The sequence below is a fragment of the Parabacteroides sp. AD58 genome (assembly GCF_023744375.2).
Classification (GTDB): domain Bacteria; phylum Bacteroidota; class Bacteroidia; order Bacteroidales; family Tannerellaceae; genus Parabacteroides; species Parabacteroides absconsus.
Genome location: NZ_CP146284.1, coordinates 2,088,966 through 2,105,497 on the forward strand (window position 1 = coordinate 2,088,966; position 16,532 = coordinate 2,105,497).

Consider the following 16,532-nt stretch of genomic DNA (forward strand, 5'->3'; position numbering starts at 1 on the left):
TAGACAAGATATTTTTCTTTTTCATAAATTGACAGACCTATATTATCAAAATGGCATAGAATCAAACTAAATTGGTAGTCATTGCCAAGGCGACTATGCCTATTTTTGTACACCACTTATAATTAATAGTATGAAACATATAGGTCTGTTTAAAATTTTATGTATAGCTTTCAGTATTCTTTTTTCCCCGGCAATGTTGAAAGCGGATTCTATTCCTGGAGCAAAGAAAGGTATCAACATTATTCTATTCATAGGTGACGGCATGAGTTTGGCCCAATGGCAGACAGGGATGATTATGAGTCATACACCGTTGCATATTAAAAGAATGTCTTCTATAGGTATTGTTCAGACAAATGCCCTTACGAGTTTTGTAGGCGACGGACCATCTCATGGAACGGCCATAGCAACAGGTGTAAAAACAGACAAAGGAGCCGTTGCAATGGATAACAACGACAAGCCCCTAAAATCAATCATTGAATATGCGAAAGAAAAAGGAATTGCAAGCGGTATCGTGTCAGCCAATACGCTCATGGAAGGAAGCATTGCCCCTTTTATCGCACACACTAAAAACAGGATGCAACGAGAAGAAATTGCTTTAGCCTATCTCCAGCAAAAACCGGATGTCTTTATTGGAGGAGGAATAAGCTATTTTTCAAACCGCAAAGACAAAAGGAATTTATTGAAAGAGTTAGAAGCGAAGAACTATCGGATAGCGAAATCCATTCCTGAAATACAGAATACAAAAAGCGGAAGATTAGCCGGATTCCTTCCAGATACGGTAATAGCCGACAGTCTCAACCGAGGAAACACTCTGGCTACATCTGTTTACTCAGCTCTGAACATATTAGAACAACAGAAGAAGAACTTCTTTCTGCTGGTAGGCGATATGTTTATAGATCGGGCATCTCATGCTGGAAATACGAAATTAGTCGGATTAGAAACCATAAACTTCGATAAAGCTATCGGGGTGGCACTTGATTTCGCCGAGAAAAATAAAAACACAGTGGTCCTGGTTGTTGGTGGACCGGAAGCATCAGGCATGACTTTAACCGATGGAGATATGCAGAAACAAGAAGTAACAGCTAAATGGACAATGCCGGGAATGATTCACACCGGAACCATGATTCCCGTATTTTCCTACGGAACCGGAGCTGAAAACTTCCAAGGCATTCTGGAAAATACGGAATTGTTCTTTAAAATTAAAAAGCTGTTATTAAATGAGTGAGAATTCATTTCTTGGCTTTACTACCAACCAGCCAAGGCATGAAAATGCTATAATAAAAAGCAACACGAATGATTCCTATTAGTTTCGTAATCGATTCTCGTCAGTTTCAAATCTGATTCTCCCGAGAATCGATCAGAAACATCATTTGCTTTTATCGGCATAACCACTGTTCAATCAATCACAACCTGCTCTACCTCAATCGGACGACTCAGGAAGACTGACGCAGCTTCCGAAAACTTTTCAGCAGACTCGGTTGTCAAGAACCGGCAAGTACCACCTTTAGTCAGCTTTTGGTCCATCTCCGGATGCCGATGCAAATAATCTTCCAAGCTGCTGGCAACGTATTCACCTTGAGGAAGCAAAGTGACTCCTTCCGGAATATACTGTCGGATCTTGTCAATCAGCAACGGATAATGGGTACAACCCAAGATCAAGGTATCAATCAAAGGATCTTTCCGGAACAATTCATCCAGATACTTCCGGACGAAATAATCAGCTCCGGGTGAAGCAAATTCATTATTCTCAACCAAAGGAACCCACATCGGACAGGCTTCTGAAGAAACCTGGATATGAGGAAACATCTTGGCAATCTCGATCTGATAGGAACCGGACGCAATCGTACCAGCTGTTCCTACCACACCCACATGTTTGCTACGGCTAATCCGATCCATCAGCTCGACTGTTGGCCGGATAACACCCAAGACACGACGAGTTTCATCCCACACTGGTAAATCCCGCTGCTGAATGGTTCGTAAAGCCTTTGCCGAAGCCGTATTACAAGCCAGAATGACCAACTGACAGCCTTCGGCAAATAACTTCATGACAGCCTGTCGTGTAAAACGGTACACGACATCAAAGGAACGAGGGCCATACGGAGCCCGGGCATTATCCCCTAAATATATATAATCATATTCCGGCATACGCTCCCGAATCTTGTCAAAGACAGTCAAGCCACCATAACCAGAATCAAAGATACCAATCGGACCAGGTAATGAAGAATACATTGTTTCCATAACGAAAAAAGAGGGCGTACCTCAAAAAGTACAACCCTCTTTTTATTTATTAATCACCAAATAAGTTATTTCAATCCTAATTTAGTCTTTACCATCGGTGTTGCGTCAATGGCATTCGGGCCTGTATAAAGCAACACTTGCGGATCGATGATATAAGTATAACCCTGTTCAGCACCTACTGCTTTAATAGCATCAGCCATCTTCTGTTGAATCGGAGCGACCAAATCTTGCTGCTGCTTGTTTACATCCTGCTGAGCCACCTGAACGAAGTTATCCATACGCTGCTGCATATCCTGAATATCCTGCATTCTTCTTACTTTGATATTCTCCGTCAAAGAATCCTGCTGAGCTACAAAGTCTGAATATTTCTTCTGAAATTCACTCTGCATTGTCTCCAACTCTTTCTTATACTTAGCATTCAAGTCATCCATCTTCTTCTGCATATCAGCAACTTCCGGCATTGCCATGAACACTTCCTGTGTATTTACAAAAGCAATTTTAACTTCCTGAGCATTTACGACTCCTGCAAAAGGCAGGATCATTAACAATAAAGCAATAAGTTTCTTCATTTTTTTCGATTATAATAGTTTATTAATATTTATCGCGTTACGAGCCACTATAAGGCGCACAAAGTTACGCAATTATTTTGAATATCCTAACTTTACAAGCACTTCATTACTGATATCAATCTTGGGTGAAGCAAATATAATACTCATAGCGGAAGCCCGGTCTATTACCAACTGATATCCTTTATCTTCCGATATTTCTTTCACGGCATTATAGATTTCATCCTGAATTGGCTTCATTAAGCTCTCACGTTTCTTATACAATTCTCCATCTGCTCCAAAATATTTCCGCTTCAAATCCTGAGCTTCCTGCTCCTTCTTCACTATTTCTTCCTCACGTTTCGTTTTCATCTCGGCTGAAAGGAAAACCAGATCACTCTGATAAGTCTTATACATATTCTGTGCTTCTTGCTGTAAAGCATCCACTTCATTCTGCCACTTCTTTGAAACCTGACTTAACTGTTCGTTCGTCATTTCATAAGCTGGAATATTTTTCAGGATATATTCCATATCAATCAAAGCATACTTTTGGGCATTAGCCATCCAGGCACATACAACCAACAAACAACTTATCAAAAAAAGCTTCTTCATACATCTTCAGTTTTTATAATTACTAAACTATAGACTACAAATATAGCCGAGGTTTTAAACACTCGGCTATATTTTACATTATTTTATAGACTATTTTAATTCAACAAGATACCGGCAGATTAGAATTCCTGACCGATAATGAAGTGGAAGTTACTTCCGCTACGCTTACCAGATGATCCATAATTAGGCTCATCGAAACCGTATGCCCAGTCAATACCCATCAGACCGATCATCGGCAAGAAGATACGAACACCGACACCTGCCGAACGCTTCAAGTCAAACGGATTATAGTTACTCATATCGGTCCAGGCATTACCTGCCTCAACAAATACCAATCCGTAAATAGTTGAAGACGGCTCCAAAATAAACGGATAACGTAATTCCATTGACAAACGAGTATATGCATAACCATACGAACTATAGCCTCCATTACCGGCAATACTACCATTCTCATAACCACGCAAACCAATCGTTTCGGTAGCATACGTACTTGAATAACCTGTCATACCATCACCACCCATATAGAAGGTTTCGAACGGAGAACGTTTATGCTTGTTATAAGTTCCCAAGAAACCAAATTCTGCACGCGTCATCAATACCGGTGTACGTTTTACAGTCAGCGGAGCCAATGGCGAGAACACTTTTGCCTTGAACTTCCACTTATGGTATTCAATCATCTTAAACTTCTCCGGATCCTGATCGCTCATAGAAGCATAATCTTTGCCGTCAAACAAAGAGAATGGTGGTGTTGCTGCTACAGAGAATGAGAACTGTGAACCGCTACGTGTATACAACGGATTATCAATAGAGTTACGCTGTAACAACAATTCCAAATTGACATTATGGCAAGTTCCGTTATTAACCAGGAAGTAGTCCCAATCGTGCATCATATACACCTGATAGTTCAGCGTCGCCATAAACTGGAAGAAGTCATCCGGCCAGTTCAAACGCTTACCATATCCGGCAGCCAAACCGAACATCATAATAGACTTATCCGGGTTTAAGGCCAATTCATAGCTTCCCGTATTATATCCATATCCATACCCATAACCTGGATAATAGCCACCATAATAACCACCATAGCCACCATAATAAGGATAGCCACCATAATAATATGGATTATATCCACTATACATATTATTCAAGTAAGATGTACTGATATCCGTCTGCTTTGAGAAATAAGCACTCACAGATAGTGTATTCGGTCGTTTACCACCAAACCAAGGATCCAAGAAAGAAATACTATATGCCTGATAATAACGTCCATTCGTCTGACCACTTAATGTCAACGTCTGACCTTCACCTTGGGGAATGATACCTTTATAGGATTTCGGATTCAGGAAATTCCTCATAGAGAAGTTCGTAAACTTCAAACTCAGCTTACCAATCACACCGGTTTGTCCCCAACCGGCAGAGAACTCAATCTGGTCATTCGCTTTGGACACCAAATTATACTCAATATCTACTGTTCCGTTTTCCGGATCTGGAATAGGACGCGGATTCATGTTTTCCGGATCGAAGTGTCCCATTTGAGCAATTTCACGAACAGAACGCATCAAATCCTCACGACTGAACAACTTACCCGGTTTCGTACGCAACTCACGTCGAACTATATCTTCATACAACCGGTCATTACCGTTAATGATGACACGATTAATCGTAGCCTGCGGACCTTCCTGAATACGAATTTCCAAAGCGATAGAGTCGTTTTCCACTTCCACTTCTACCGGATCCGCATTAAAGAACAAGTAACCATTATTAAAGTAAATATTCGAAACCGCATCCTCATCCATACTTAAACGGTCAGACAATTTCTTCTGGTTATACACCTCGCCAGCTTTCATTCCCAAAACCGCCATCAAGTAGTCTGTAGAATACTTTGTGTTACCTACAAAACGAATATCTTTCAAATAGTATTTTTCTCCTTCATCAACCTTCAAGAATATATCAACTTTCTTTTCATCAAAATTCACAACGCTGTCTGCCAAAAGAACGGCATCTCGATATCCAAATTCATTGTATTTAGAGATTAAATTCTTTTTATCATTTTCATATTCTTCTGTAGTAAATTTCTTCGTGCTGAACATTTCCAAGATACTCGTTTTCCAGTCATTGAAAAGACTGAATTTTTCATTCGTCTTTTTCATGGCTTTTTTCAATTGATGAGCTGTCAATGCATTATTCCCCTCAAAATAGATGCGATGAATCTTGGTCTTTTCATTCTTGTCAATATAAATATCCAAAATAACTTCGCCCTCATGAGCAATATCATCCTTTTGCTGGATATTTACATCCACATTCTTAAATCCTTTTCCATCAAAGAACTTTTCTATAAGAATCTTGGCACGGTCCAAAACATTCGGTGTAATCTGGAATCCTTTCTTCAAGCCTAATTTAGCTTCCAGGTCTTCCCGTTCACCTTTCTTGATACCATGATAATTAACTTCCGAAATACGCGGACGCTGTTTTAACTGATATTCCAGCCAGATTGAATCACCTTCAATCTTATTCGCTAAAATCTTCACATCCGAAAACAACCCATGTTTCCAGAAAGCTTTGACAGCAGCTGTTACCTCATCTCCCGGCACAGAAATCTCATCACCTACTGATAAACCGGAAAATCCGATCAGCACAAAATCATCATAATTCTTCACACCCGTTACCTTGATATCCGCAATCTTATACTTCTTCGGCGTTAACGAGTAAGAAATCACCGGCAAATCTGCCGGTTTCTCAACCTTCGCAGTATCACTTCCATTCTCTTGAGCCAACACACCGAAGGTGACACTCAAGAAAAGGAAAAACAGCACTATTCCTTTGTACATATTAACAGCTATTGTTTATAAAATTAATTGCTCACTTGTTTTACCAAAGCGTCGTTCACGCTGCTGGTAATACAATATTGCCTCAAACAACTCTTCTTTCCTAAAGTCCGGCCAGTAAACATTCGTAAAGTAAAACTCAGCATATGAAAGCTGCCATAACAGGAAATTACTTAAACGTTGTTCACCACCCGTACGAATTAATAAATCCGGATCTGGGATATTTCGGGTAGTCAGATAATCGGATACGGTACTTTCTGTTATTTCCGATATATCTAAGTCTCCCTTACGGACCTTATCTGCAATTTGCCGAACAGCCTCCGTTATTTCCCAACGGGACGAATAACTCAATGCCAATATAACCGTTGTTCCCGTATTGACAGAAGTTTCTTCAATACATTCTTGTAAAGTATTACGGGCTTCTTCCGGCAATCGCGATAAATCGCCAATAGCATCCAGTCTTACATTGTTTTTCATCAAATCGGGCGTTTCACGTTTAATGGCAGCTACCATAAGCGTCATCAGAGCATGAACTTCTTCGATCGGCCGGTTCCAGTTTTCTGTTGAGAACGTATACATCGTGAGGTATTTGATCCCCAAATCAGATGCAGCTTCAACAACCTTACGTACAGAAACCACACCTTCCTGATGTCCCATATAGCGTTCAAAGCCACGGGCCTTCGCCCATCGCCCATTACCGTCCATAATAATTGCCACATGTTGCGGCAAGTGATTTTTGTCAATCTTTTCTTCTAACGACATGCTTCTTAAATCTTAATAAACACCGTTACTAAACCGGTTATTACAAGGCTGACAACGCGGTCCAAAATCCCACGTAACTGAAAACATCAGCAATGAATACCAATCTTTATTCTTGAATGCGCTACTGGCTACTCCATAAGGATTATTCAGAAAACCATTATTACCGTCTGTCACATCAAACGAATCTCCAAACAATTTACGGAAAGAAAATTCGCATCCTAAATTCAGCCGGTTAATGATCTTATACTTGACTCCTATTCCCAACGGAATATTCAAACTAGCAAAGGTCTGATTTCCGGGAGCGACCGTTACACCCAAGCCCATAAATACATAAGGAGAGAATCGCTTCGTATTCAGATAGGCAAACTTATCACTATAAGGCATAAAGTTAAATTCCATCTGACCGCCTAATTCAAAGAAATTCCGATCAAATGAAGCTGTAGCACCATTAGGAAAAAAATTTTCCATACCATCAGTACTTCCAGAAACTCGTCCCCACAGCAAATCCGTTTTTACTGCCCAACGGAAATTAGGTGTATAACGAAAAACTACACCTAATGAAGGATTCAATCCTTTAAAGAACGCATTTTTATTTAAATCGCCCATATAATAGGAACCACCTACCATACCGCCGATTTCATATTTATATTCTTGTGCTCTGCCGGCCCAACAACTACCGACAAGCAAAAATACCAAATAAAAGACACGCCGAAAAAGAAAAGTATTCATAAAAACAATATCATTGCATTAAACCTATTTCTTTTCTAACGCTAAATCTTTTTATAAATTATACAAGCGATAAGTTTTTACTGCCGTTCAAATCCCAAACGATTGATACGACCTTTCCAAATATCGTTTAAATCTTGACCGTTGATCGTTGACTTTCCTCCAAAAATCATCAGATAATTATCTTTATCAACCAACATGGAAGCAAAGCCTCGGGCCTGATATGCTGCAGGAAGAACAACCAATGTATCAATATAATTCCAAGTTACACCATAATCTGATGAACGATAAATATCTTTCTGTGGCTTTCCAGATTCATCTATTCCACCTATTAAATAGAACATATCATCATAATAAGCCATCATTGTTCCTTGTCGTTTCGTAAAATAATTACCATAAGAATCTGTCTGTTCTGCCCAATCCAAAGCATTCATGGTTGCCCACGAGGCATTCTGCAATTGTCCGTTTGCCGATTTGCCTCCTACAAGGATAATACGATTCGTATACATTAAATAGATAGAAGCAGACGAAAATCCTTCGACCGGGAAATGAGACGGAACCGTTTCTCCTTTTTTCCACTCACCATTACCATCCATGGCTGCAAAGACAAGTCCATTTTCATCTTCCATAATCACCGATAAAACAGCGGGCTGATTCGTACTCTCATCTACACTGCCCAAAAGAGCTTTGAGCTTTGGAGAACCCTCAACAATCTGCCAATTAGCAGCATCATTCGATGAATAAAGAGCTCCGTCATTCGTTATAACATAATATAAATGATTAAAAGTTGCGATCTGAGAAAAGACAGCCTTTCCTTCCGGGAGACCTGTCAATGACATTTCTTGCCAATTTGAAGCATCCGACTGCTTTGAGCGATAGAGTTGATATGCCGCATTAGCCGAAGGCTGTACATACATATAATAATAATCAGTAACTCCATCACTGAATGAAATCACTTTCTGATTGACAGCTCTGGCCGGTAACATGGCTGTTGTATATTGACTCCAAACCATAGAATCGGGAACCACCTGATGGATATTGACCTGAGCATGATAGATACGCTTAGTCATCCCGTCATACGAAGTAGTAATAAACTTTACCGGTTTGGAGAAATCTAAAGAATCCTCAGCGTTCCATTCTATGGTATCTCCTGTTGCTTCCTGAACAACGTCCAATTTTGTTACATAAGAACCGTATTTAACCGTACATATTACTTTCTTAATCACTGTACCAAAAGGCATCGAATCCAAGTTCATAATACGTCCATTTAATTGATCGATCGTAAACTTAACATCCGAAAGTCCTGATACGGAATCAGAACTCAATGAAAATTCTGTAATTTGGCAATTCTTATCAACCTCATAATACGAATCATACCCAGAATCACCTAAACAGGAAGACAACAAAACAGCGAAGCAACCTGTTATCAATAAAAATATTTTACTTTTCATCAAAAACATAGTTTGTTCATATAAAGGCACAAAAGTAGAAACATTTTTTTCTTTCCACCTATAAAACGATAATATTTATAATATTTTAGGTTCAATTATTCCCGATGGTGTATATAATGTCGGAAAACATGTCCTCCAAAAGACTCAAAACTCTGTTGCCCAAAAGGGAAGACCGGTGCTTTCACCCCTGTTTCTAAGACTAACGGAGACTGCTCTACAATAGCTTGATCCCAATAACCGGAATCGAGGAACTGTTGCAACACAATAGATCCACCTTCTACCATTAATGAATTCAACTGACGTTCAAATAAACATTGAAGGATCTGATGCACAATGGAGATTCGGAAATCCAATGGAATGAATTCTGTCTGTCCGATTTTCTCCTTTCTCATTGTTGTAAAGACAAGTGTAGGAACAGAATTATCCAGCAAATGATAGGTCGCCGGAATTTTTCCCTCCCGATCAATCACTAAACGCACGGGAGATTTACCACCCCAACGACGAACGGTTAAAGAAGGATTATCCAAAAGTGCTGTACGCGTTCCAACTAAAATAGCAGCAGATTCAGCACGCAGCTTATGAACTCGTGCGGATGTTATCGGATTAGAAAACACGACCGGTGGAACATCTGCTGATTCTCGCAACCGATCCAAAAAACCATCGGCACTCTCGGCCCATTTCAGTGTGACAAAAGGACGTTTTTCTGTCTGAAAAGTCATAAAGACCTCATTCAAAGCACGACATTCTTCTTCCAGAACTCCAGTCACAACTTCGATACCGGCATCTCTCAACATACGGACGCCTCTACCCGATACTTCCGGAAATGGATCCATACATCCGACCACCACACGGGGAATTCCTTTACGGATTATCAATTCTGCGCAAGGAGGTGTTTTTCCACAATGGGAACAGGGTTCCAAACTGACATAAATGGTAGAATCACGCAAGACTGCCTCATCTCGAACCGAAGCAATCGCATTCACCTCCGCATGGGCTTCTCCACAACACCGGTGATAGCCCTCACCCACAATGACTCCGTTATGCACCACAACAGCACCAACCATAGGATTAGGAGCCGTACGTCCTGCTCCGTGGCGTGCCAGTTCCAGACAACGGGCCATAAATTTTTCTTCTACATGCATGATACGATCATTTCTTGTTACTTTTGGCAAAGTTAAGATTTTGTTTTTATGCTTTATCATGAATTCACCTGCTTTTCATAAAAATTTAGAAGGAATTTATAGTTAAAAGATTCATTCTATATCCAAATGAAAACCAATAAGCGGTTTAACATATACTATACCTTTAAAAATATCCGCTGCTTATACATCACCCACAGGATAAAAAAGACAACGGCGGCTTCGCTAAAGACGATTAAAAAGGAATAATATGTCCCCAAATATTGTTCAAAACCGAACAACAACGACTCGCCGATACAGTTGAAATGAATCGTTTCGGCCAGCATATAAGCTACAATCGAATTCATTCCATAGACTTTCAGCCAGGTCAGATGTTTATGATGACCTTTATAGTCAATCCAATAGTAGAATAGGCCCATCAGCAAGAAGCAATAACCGCTACTGACAAATACCATCGAACTCGTCCAGATTGTTTTGATCACCGGAAGAATTTCGTTCCATGCCCAGCCCAGTACAACCAAGGCAATTCCAATACCTAAGAATAGCTGTACCTTTTTCTTTTCTGCCAGCTCATGACTCTTGGCTATATACCCGGCAAACATTCCAGACATTACCGTCACAACAAAATTCAAACTGCTTAAAATCCAAGTATAATAATACCCTTCTGCAAAGACGACAACTCCGTCTTTTACTTCTGCAGAATCACGAAACCGCCCCATGACAGTCCGGTCAATCCACTCACATAAATTACCATCAGGCGTATAATCACCACCTCCATAAGAACCGACTTTAATAAATTGCATAGCGGCCCAATAAAGCAGCAATAAGACAAAAGAGACAATAATCTGGGTACGCCGGGAAGTATATAAATAAAGAAGAGCAGACACCAGATAACCGACAGCGATTGTCTGCAGCGTATTCGTATAAAAGTAAATATGATCTGGATCCAATGCCCGCAAGTTTCCTTGTACAATCATTCCGAAAAGCCAAAGCAACAACACGCGTTTTACCAAACGCCGAACCAGCGGCTTTTTATCTGGGTTGGTTTTATACCGGGAATAAGCAAACGGTATGGTAATACCCGACATAAAAAGGAACAAGGGCATAATCAGATCCCAAGGAGAAAAGCCCGTCCAGAACTGATGTTTGAACAACCAGGCACAAGAATTTAACCAGGGAACATCGGCAGCCCGGATCAAAGAACGGATTAACGGCCCGAAAGCCACCAGAAAAAATAAATCCAAGCCACGAAGTGCATCCAGCGACTCCAACCGTTTAGGCAATGTTTGTCTTTCCATGATATACAAAGATTTAAATCTATCGCTATGAAACGAATTGTACAAAAAAAGCGACCCTTTTTCAGAATCGCCCACATACTATATATAAGAATATTAAAGAAAGTGACTCGGGTGGGATTCAAACCCACGACCTTCAGAACCGGAATCTGACGCTCTATTCAGCTAAGCTACCGAGCCAAAGACAGCGCAAAAGTATAAAGAATAAATGTAGAAAACAAATTATCCGGGCATATTTTTATCAGATTGATATTTTGAAAGACCATAAACATGAATAACTATCATTTTGCAATAAAACAGACTAATACTATTGATAATTTCACATAATTCATTACCTTTGCCGCACATCATAAAATTACAGATTCATAAAACGAATAAATATATGAGTTATTTAATCAAACCGGCAAAATATAAGGCAATATTAAATTTGCCTCAGACGGAAATGGGGATTAAGGCGATTAAAGAGTTTTTTCAGCAAAACCTGTCCTCAGAACTGCGTCTGCGTCGTGTAACAGCGCCGTTATTCGTACTGAAAGGCATGGGTATTAACGACGACCTGAATGGTGTCGAAAGGGCTGTTACCTTTCCTATTAAAGATTTAGGAGATGCTAAAGCGGAAATCGTTCATTCATTGGCTAAGTGGAAACGACTGACTTTAGCTGATTATCACATCGAAGAAGGTTATGGCATTTATACGGATATGAATGCTATCCGCTCGGATGAAGAGTTAGGCAACATGCATTCTCTCTATGTCGATCAATGGGATTGGGAACGTGTGATGAAACCCGAAGAACGCAACATTGATTTCCTAAAAGAAATCGTAGAACGTATCTATGCGGCTCTCGTCCGTACGGAATATCTCGTTTATGAGATGTTTTCTGAAATCAAACCGGTACTACCTCAGAAAATTCATTTCATCTATGCCGAGGATCTTTTGCAAAAATATCCTACCTTTACGCCTAAAGAACGTGAAGATGCCATTACCAAGGAATATGGTGCTGTATTTATCATCGGTATCGGATCTAAATTGAGTAATGGGGAAAAGCACGACGGACGTGCTCCGGACTATGATGACTGGTCGACGGTTTTACCGGACGGTCATGTCGGACTGAATGGAGACTTGCTGGTATGGGACAATGTATTGAACCGTGCCCTCGAACTTTCTTCAATGGGAATTCGTGTGAATAAGGAAGCTCTGCTCCGGCAATTGGAACTGACCGGAACAGAAGACCGCAAGCATCTGTTCTTCCATCAGCGTCTGCTCAACGGAGAATTACCGCAAAGTATCGGCGGCGGTATCGGACAAAGCCGGCTTTGTATGTTTTATCTCCGCAAAGCGCATATCGGAGAAATCCAGGCAAGCATCTGGCCTGAAGACATGCGCCGGGAAGCACGTGAAGCAGGTATTAACTTAATATGATAGAAGTTAGCGTTGGAAGTCAGGTTGCTTCCGGCTCCTGACTTCTGACGACTATAAATATGGATGTAAAGATTGAACAAAGCTGGAAAGAACAATTGGCTGACGAATTTGAGAAGCCTTATTTCAAGACATTGACTGATTTCGTACGGCAAGAGTATAAAACAACGCAGGTTTATCCGCCCGGACCGTATATCTTCAATGCCTTTCAACATTGTCCGTTTGATAAAGTAAAAGTAGTCATTCTCGGACAGGATCCTTATCATGAACCCGGACAGGCACACGGTCTCTGCTTTTCTGTACAAGACGGTGTTCCTTACCCGCCTTCCTTAGTCAATATATTCAAAGAAATAGAAAGCGATTTGGGTAAACCCATGCCGACCAGTGGCAATTTGCTCCGATGGGCCGACCAGGGCGTATTATTACTCAACGCCACACTTACCGTGAGAGCTCACCAAGCGGGATCACATCAGAACAAAGGCTGGGAAACTTTTACCGACGCTGTCATTCATAAACTAGCAGAATCTCGGAATCATTTGGTTTATATTCTGTGGGGTTCGTATGCCCAAAAGAAAGGAGCCTTCATCGACAGCAGCCGCAATCTTGTCTTGAAATCAGCACATCCGTCACCGCTTTCAGCCTATCGTGGCTTCTTTGGAAACAAGCATTTCAGTAAGGCCAACGACTACCTGATTGCGACCGGACAAGAACCGATTGACTGGTAACTCAGATTGTTCCCCATATAATTTCTGTGAAGGTCGGCTTTAATACCACTGCTGACCTTCACGATAGCTGCTGCTCTGGTTGTACTTCAAGTCTTTCAGTAAGGACGAGCTGACGGCAATAGAGAATGTATACGACTTATACGGACCAATGGGAATAAAGCTGGCCGTCATCTGGAAACAGTGCATGTTACGAGTTATATTACACGTCATATAGGAAACCTTATGCGTATCAAAATCATAGGTCGCATTGAAATTAAAGCTCCAGTTTTTCGTCGGCTGGATATTACCATTAAAACTCAACGCATGCGTCAAGGCATACTTGTATTCCATCTTTTTCGGATCAAATTCACTACTATAGCCCAGGCTCATGCTGTAATTGAATGACAAGCTCCAAGGAACTTTCGCCATATAATATCCGTCCGAATCATATTCACCGTCTTCTTTCTTCTTACCTAACAAGCGGGAACCTTTCTTCTCTCCGTCTTCCGGTCCGTTTAAATCCGGATTATCGGCATTCGTTGCATCTGTTGATGCATCACCCTCACCTTTCTTCTTCGAATCATCACCACCACCGAACCATTTCTTGAAGGTATCATTATTAAAGGTATATGAAAAGCTTGTTCCTGTCTGACGCAAACGCCCGATACCCTTTCCTGCCTGCCAGCGCGGGACATCGACTTTGTAAGCGCGCCCAGTCTGTTCGTTGTATCCGTACGTATACGTATCAAAAGTTCCGTTCAAGTTCAAGGTATAATTCTTTGACAACTTCAGACGCAAACCAACCGACAAGTCACTCCATTTGAACGAGTCGGCCGCCATATTATAACTCATACCCAACGACAACTTATCAATCAGACTGATCTTTTTAAACCCGGTTGAATCTTTATCCGAACGGACTTTCATTTCCAAGTTATTATTGAGGGAGAAATTGATTGACCCCGATTTACCCGAAGAAGGCGGTGAAAAGATCTGATTGGCGAAAGGCGAATATTGTACATGAACATCTTCGCCTTGTGCATTCGTATAAACATAATCTTCCCAGAATCCATATTTGGAATTACCAAAGTCCGGTCGTGCACTCAAGCTGATAGACGGCTCGAAACGGTGACGAATCATTTCTATTTTCTTACCGCCAAAGAAAGGAAGCGGCTTGAAGAATCCATATAAAGTAGTTGAAGCTGAAACAGAAGCATCATATTCGTACGTCCGATAGAAGCCGTATGTCGTATCAACCGGAGCCATTGCTCCTTTCTGTATGTCATACGCCTGCTCCACTTTGTGAGTATACCAGTTCTCCGTATAATTGAATGAAGGTGAAATATTCAAATACTTAAAGAGCGTAAACGTCGCACTGACAGGTATTTTATGCTGCATGGCATTTCGCCAGTCTTTCACCAGATTCGACTTAAACAGAAGATTTTCCTTCGTATTGATACTATTTCGCAAATAACCGGTATACGACATGGATATCTTTTCATACCAGCGCTCTTTTCCTACGGCATGTTTCCGCTTGAAAGGATATATACGACTTAATGTTAACGAAACATCCGGCAAAGTTACCGATATAGAAGAATCTCGAGATGTCTGGTTGATCGACATGTTAGCCGAAATAGACAAAGGATTATTAGGGAAACGCTGAGTAATGTTCACGCTGGAACTCTTGGTGTTGCTCGTCGCATTCGCATTATACAATCCCATCATCTGGTTACGGTCGTAACTGCTCGTCGAGAAATTGACACTGGCCGAGAATGAACGGTAAGGATTCGCCTTGGAATCCTGCGAATGTGTCCAGGTAATTTTGAAGTCTTTTGACTTGCTGTAATCGGGCAACCCCTTATCGCCGTACTTCGAAACCAGATAGGAAGCCATAAAACTACCAGAGTACTTGTATCTTTTCCGATAGTTAGACTTGGCAGACAATCCCCATGAACCTTTCGTATAAATCTCGCCTGTCAGCGCCAGATCCATATAATCACTCAAGGCAAAATAGTAACCGCCGTCGCGCAAGTAAAAACCTCGCGCTGATTCATCACCAAAAGTAGGCATCAGAATACCGGAAGAATACGTACTTGAAAACGGGAAGAAACAGAATGGAAGTCCTAATGGATACAAAGGAACGTCTTCAATAACCAAATAAACCGGACCAGTCACGATGTTTTTCTTCGGACGGACCTTTGCCTTCGTCATCTGAATATAGAAATGCGGATGCTCATGCTCATCACACGTAGTATAACGGCCACCAACCATATTCAACGCATCGGTTTCCGTCTTTTTAGTTCTCCCGGCCGTAACATAACCTTCACCCTGTTGAGTAATCACGTCGGTGATATATCCTTTCTTGGTTTTAAAGTTATAACGCATCGTCTTTGATTCATACTGGTCGTTACCATCAATAAACAACGGATAACCAAACTCGTCGCCTATTGAATCCAATCCGAACTTGGCATACACCAAACTGCTGTCCATGTTCATCTCGATATTTTCGGCCTGCAACTGAATCTGCTGATACTTTACATCACCTTCACCGTATAAATAAGCCATATTCCCGGCCGTCATCACAATTGAGTCGTTGGCTTTATACTCAACCGGAGCCTCCAAACCCGTTCTTCGAGTAGAATCGGCCAAAGCAATAGAGTCCTGTGCTGCCGAATCAACCCGCAAGGTCGTATCAGCAACCGCCTGCTCTGACGTATAAGAAGGAGAAGTCTTTCGTTGGGCAAACAAGCCCCAGCTTCCTAAGATATAGACAAGTAGGGTTAATAGAACTCTATATTTCATTCACTTAAAAATTCACCGTAAT

Annotated in this window: 13 protein-coding genes and 1 tRNA gene; 3 read left to right on the forward strand and 11 right to left on the reverse strand. The window is 41.0% G+C overall.

Features of this window, described 5'->3' with window-relative positions:
• The first annotated feature begins 193 nt into the window (after positions 1-193).
• A complete protein-coding gene (locus tag NEE14_RS09070) occupies positions 194-1,225 on the forward strand; it encodes an alkaline phosphatase (RefSeq protein WP_251968407.1) in 1,032 nt (343 codons plus the stop codon).
• 170 nt (positions 1,226-1,395) lie between these two features.
• Here NEE14_RS09070 and murI read toward each other — a convergent pair whose 3' ends face one another.
• The 10 genes from murI to NEE14_RS09120 form a co-directional block, all read right to left on the reverse strand.
• Positions 1,396-2,229: a glutamate racemase gene (gene murI / locus NEE14_RS09075; protein WP_251968423.1), complete on the reverse strand. Its 834-nt coding sequence runs from the start codon at positions 2,227-2,229 to the stop codon at positions 1,396-1,398.
• Between the two features lie 74 nt (positions 2,230-2,303).
• Positions 2,304-2,807, reverse strand: coding sequence for an OmpH family outer membrane protein (locus NEE14_RS09080; protein ID WP_251968406.1), 504 nt, complete (start codon positions 2,805-2,807; stop codon positions 2,304-2,306).
• A gap of 72 nt (positions 2,808-2,879) precedes the next feature.
• Positions 2,880-3,395 (reverse strand): OmpH family outer membrane protein, encoded by a 516-nt coding sequence (locus NEE14_RS09085; RefSeq protein ID WP_251968405.1) that lies wholly within the window; start codon positions 3,393-3,395, stop codon positions 2,880-2,882.
• A gap of 119 nt (positions 3,396-3,514) precedes the next feature.
• Positions 3,515-6,220 (reverse strand): BamA/OMP85 family outer membrane protein, encoded by a 2,706-nt coding sequence (locus NEE14_RS09090; RefSeq protein WP_251968404.1) that lies wholly within the window; start codon positions 6,218-6,220, stop codon positions 3,515-3,517.
• 15 nt (positions 6,221-6,235) lie between these two features.
• Complete coding sequence (locus NEE14_RS09095) at positions 6,236-6,979, reverse strand: isoprenyl transferase (RefSeq protein WP_251968403.1); 744 nt, start codon at positions 6,977-6,979, stop codon at positions 6,236-6,238.
• A 12-nt stretch (positions 6,980-6,991) separates the two neighbouring features.
• Complete coding sequence (locus tag NEE14_RS09100) at positions 6,992-7,708, reverse strand: DUF6089 family protein (protein ID WP_251968402.1); 717 nt, start codon at positions 7,706-7,708, stop codon at positions 6,992-6,994.
• Between the two features lie 77 nt (positions 7,709-7,785).
• A complete protein-coding gene (locus NEE14_RS09105) occupies positions 7,786-9,156 on the reverse strand; it encodes a DUF6242 domain-containing protein (protein ID WP_251968401.1) in 1,371 nt (456 codons plus the stop codon).
• Between the two features lie 95 nt (positions 9,157-9,251).
• The gene (gene ribD / locus NEE14_RS09110; RefSeq protein WP_251968422.1) at positions 9,252-10,301 is read right to left on the reverse strand and encodes a bifunctional diaminohydroxyphosphoribosylaminopyrimidine deaminase/5-amino-6-(5-phosphoribosylamino)uracil reductase RibD; all 1,050 of its coding nucleotides are present in this window, start codon (positions 10,299-10,301) and stop codon (positions 9,252-9,254) included.
• A 152-nt stretch (positions 10,302-10,453) separates the two neighbouring features.
• Entirely contained in the window at positions 10,454-11,593 is a 1,140-nt protein-coding gene (locus NEE14_RS09115) for an acyltransferase family protein (RefSeq protein ID WP_251968400.1), read from the reverse strand.
• A 103-nt stretch (positions 11,594-11,696) separates the two neighbouring features.
• A tRNA-Arg gene (locus NEE14_RS09120) sits at positions 11,697-11,770 on the reverse strand.
• A gap of 202 nt (positions 11,771-11,972) precedes the next feature.
• Here NEE14_RS09120 and asnA point away from each other — a divergent pair.
• Both asnA and ung read left to right on the forward strand, forming a co-directional pair.
• Positions 11,973-13,010: an aspartate--ammonia ligase gene (asnA, locus tag NEE14_RS09125; protein WP_251968399.1), complete on the forward strand. Its 1,038-nt coding sequence runs from the start codon at positions 11,973-11,975 to the stop codon at positions 13,008-13,010.
• 59 nt (positions 13,011-13,069) lie between these two features.
• Complete coding sequence (gene ung, locus NEE14_RS09130) at positions 13,070-13,732, forward strand: uracil-DNA glycosylase (protein ID WP_251968398.1); 663 nt, start codon at positions 13,070-13,072, stop codon at positions 13,730-13,732.
• Positions 13,733-13,771: 39 nt separating this feature from the next.
• Here ung and NEE14_RS09135 read toward each other — a convergent pair whose 3' ends face one another.
• Positions 13,772-16,510 (reverse strand): putative LPS assembly protein LptD, encoded by a 2,739-nt coding sequence (locus NEE14_RS09135; protein WP_251968397.1) that lies wholly within the window; start codon positions 16,508-16,510, stop codon positions 13,772-13,774.
• Positions 16,511-16,532: the final 22 nt, after the last annotated feature.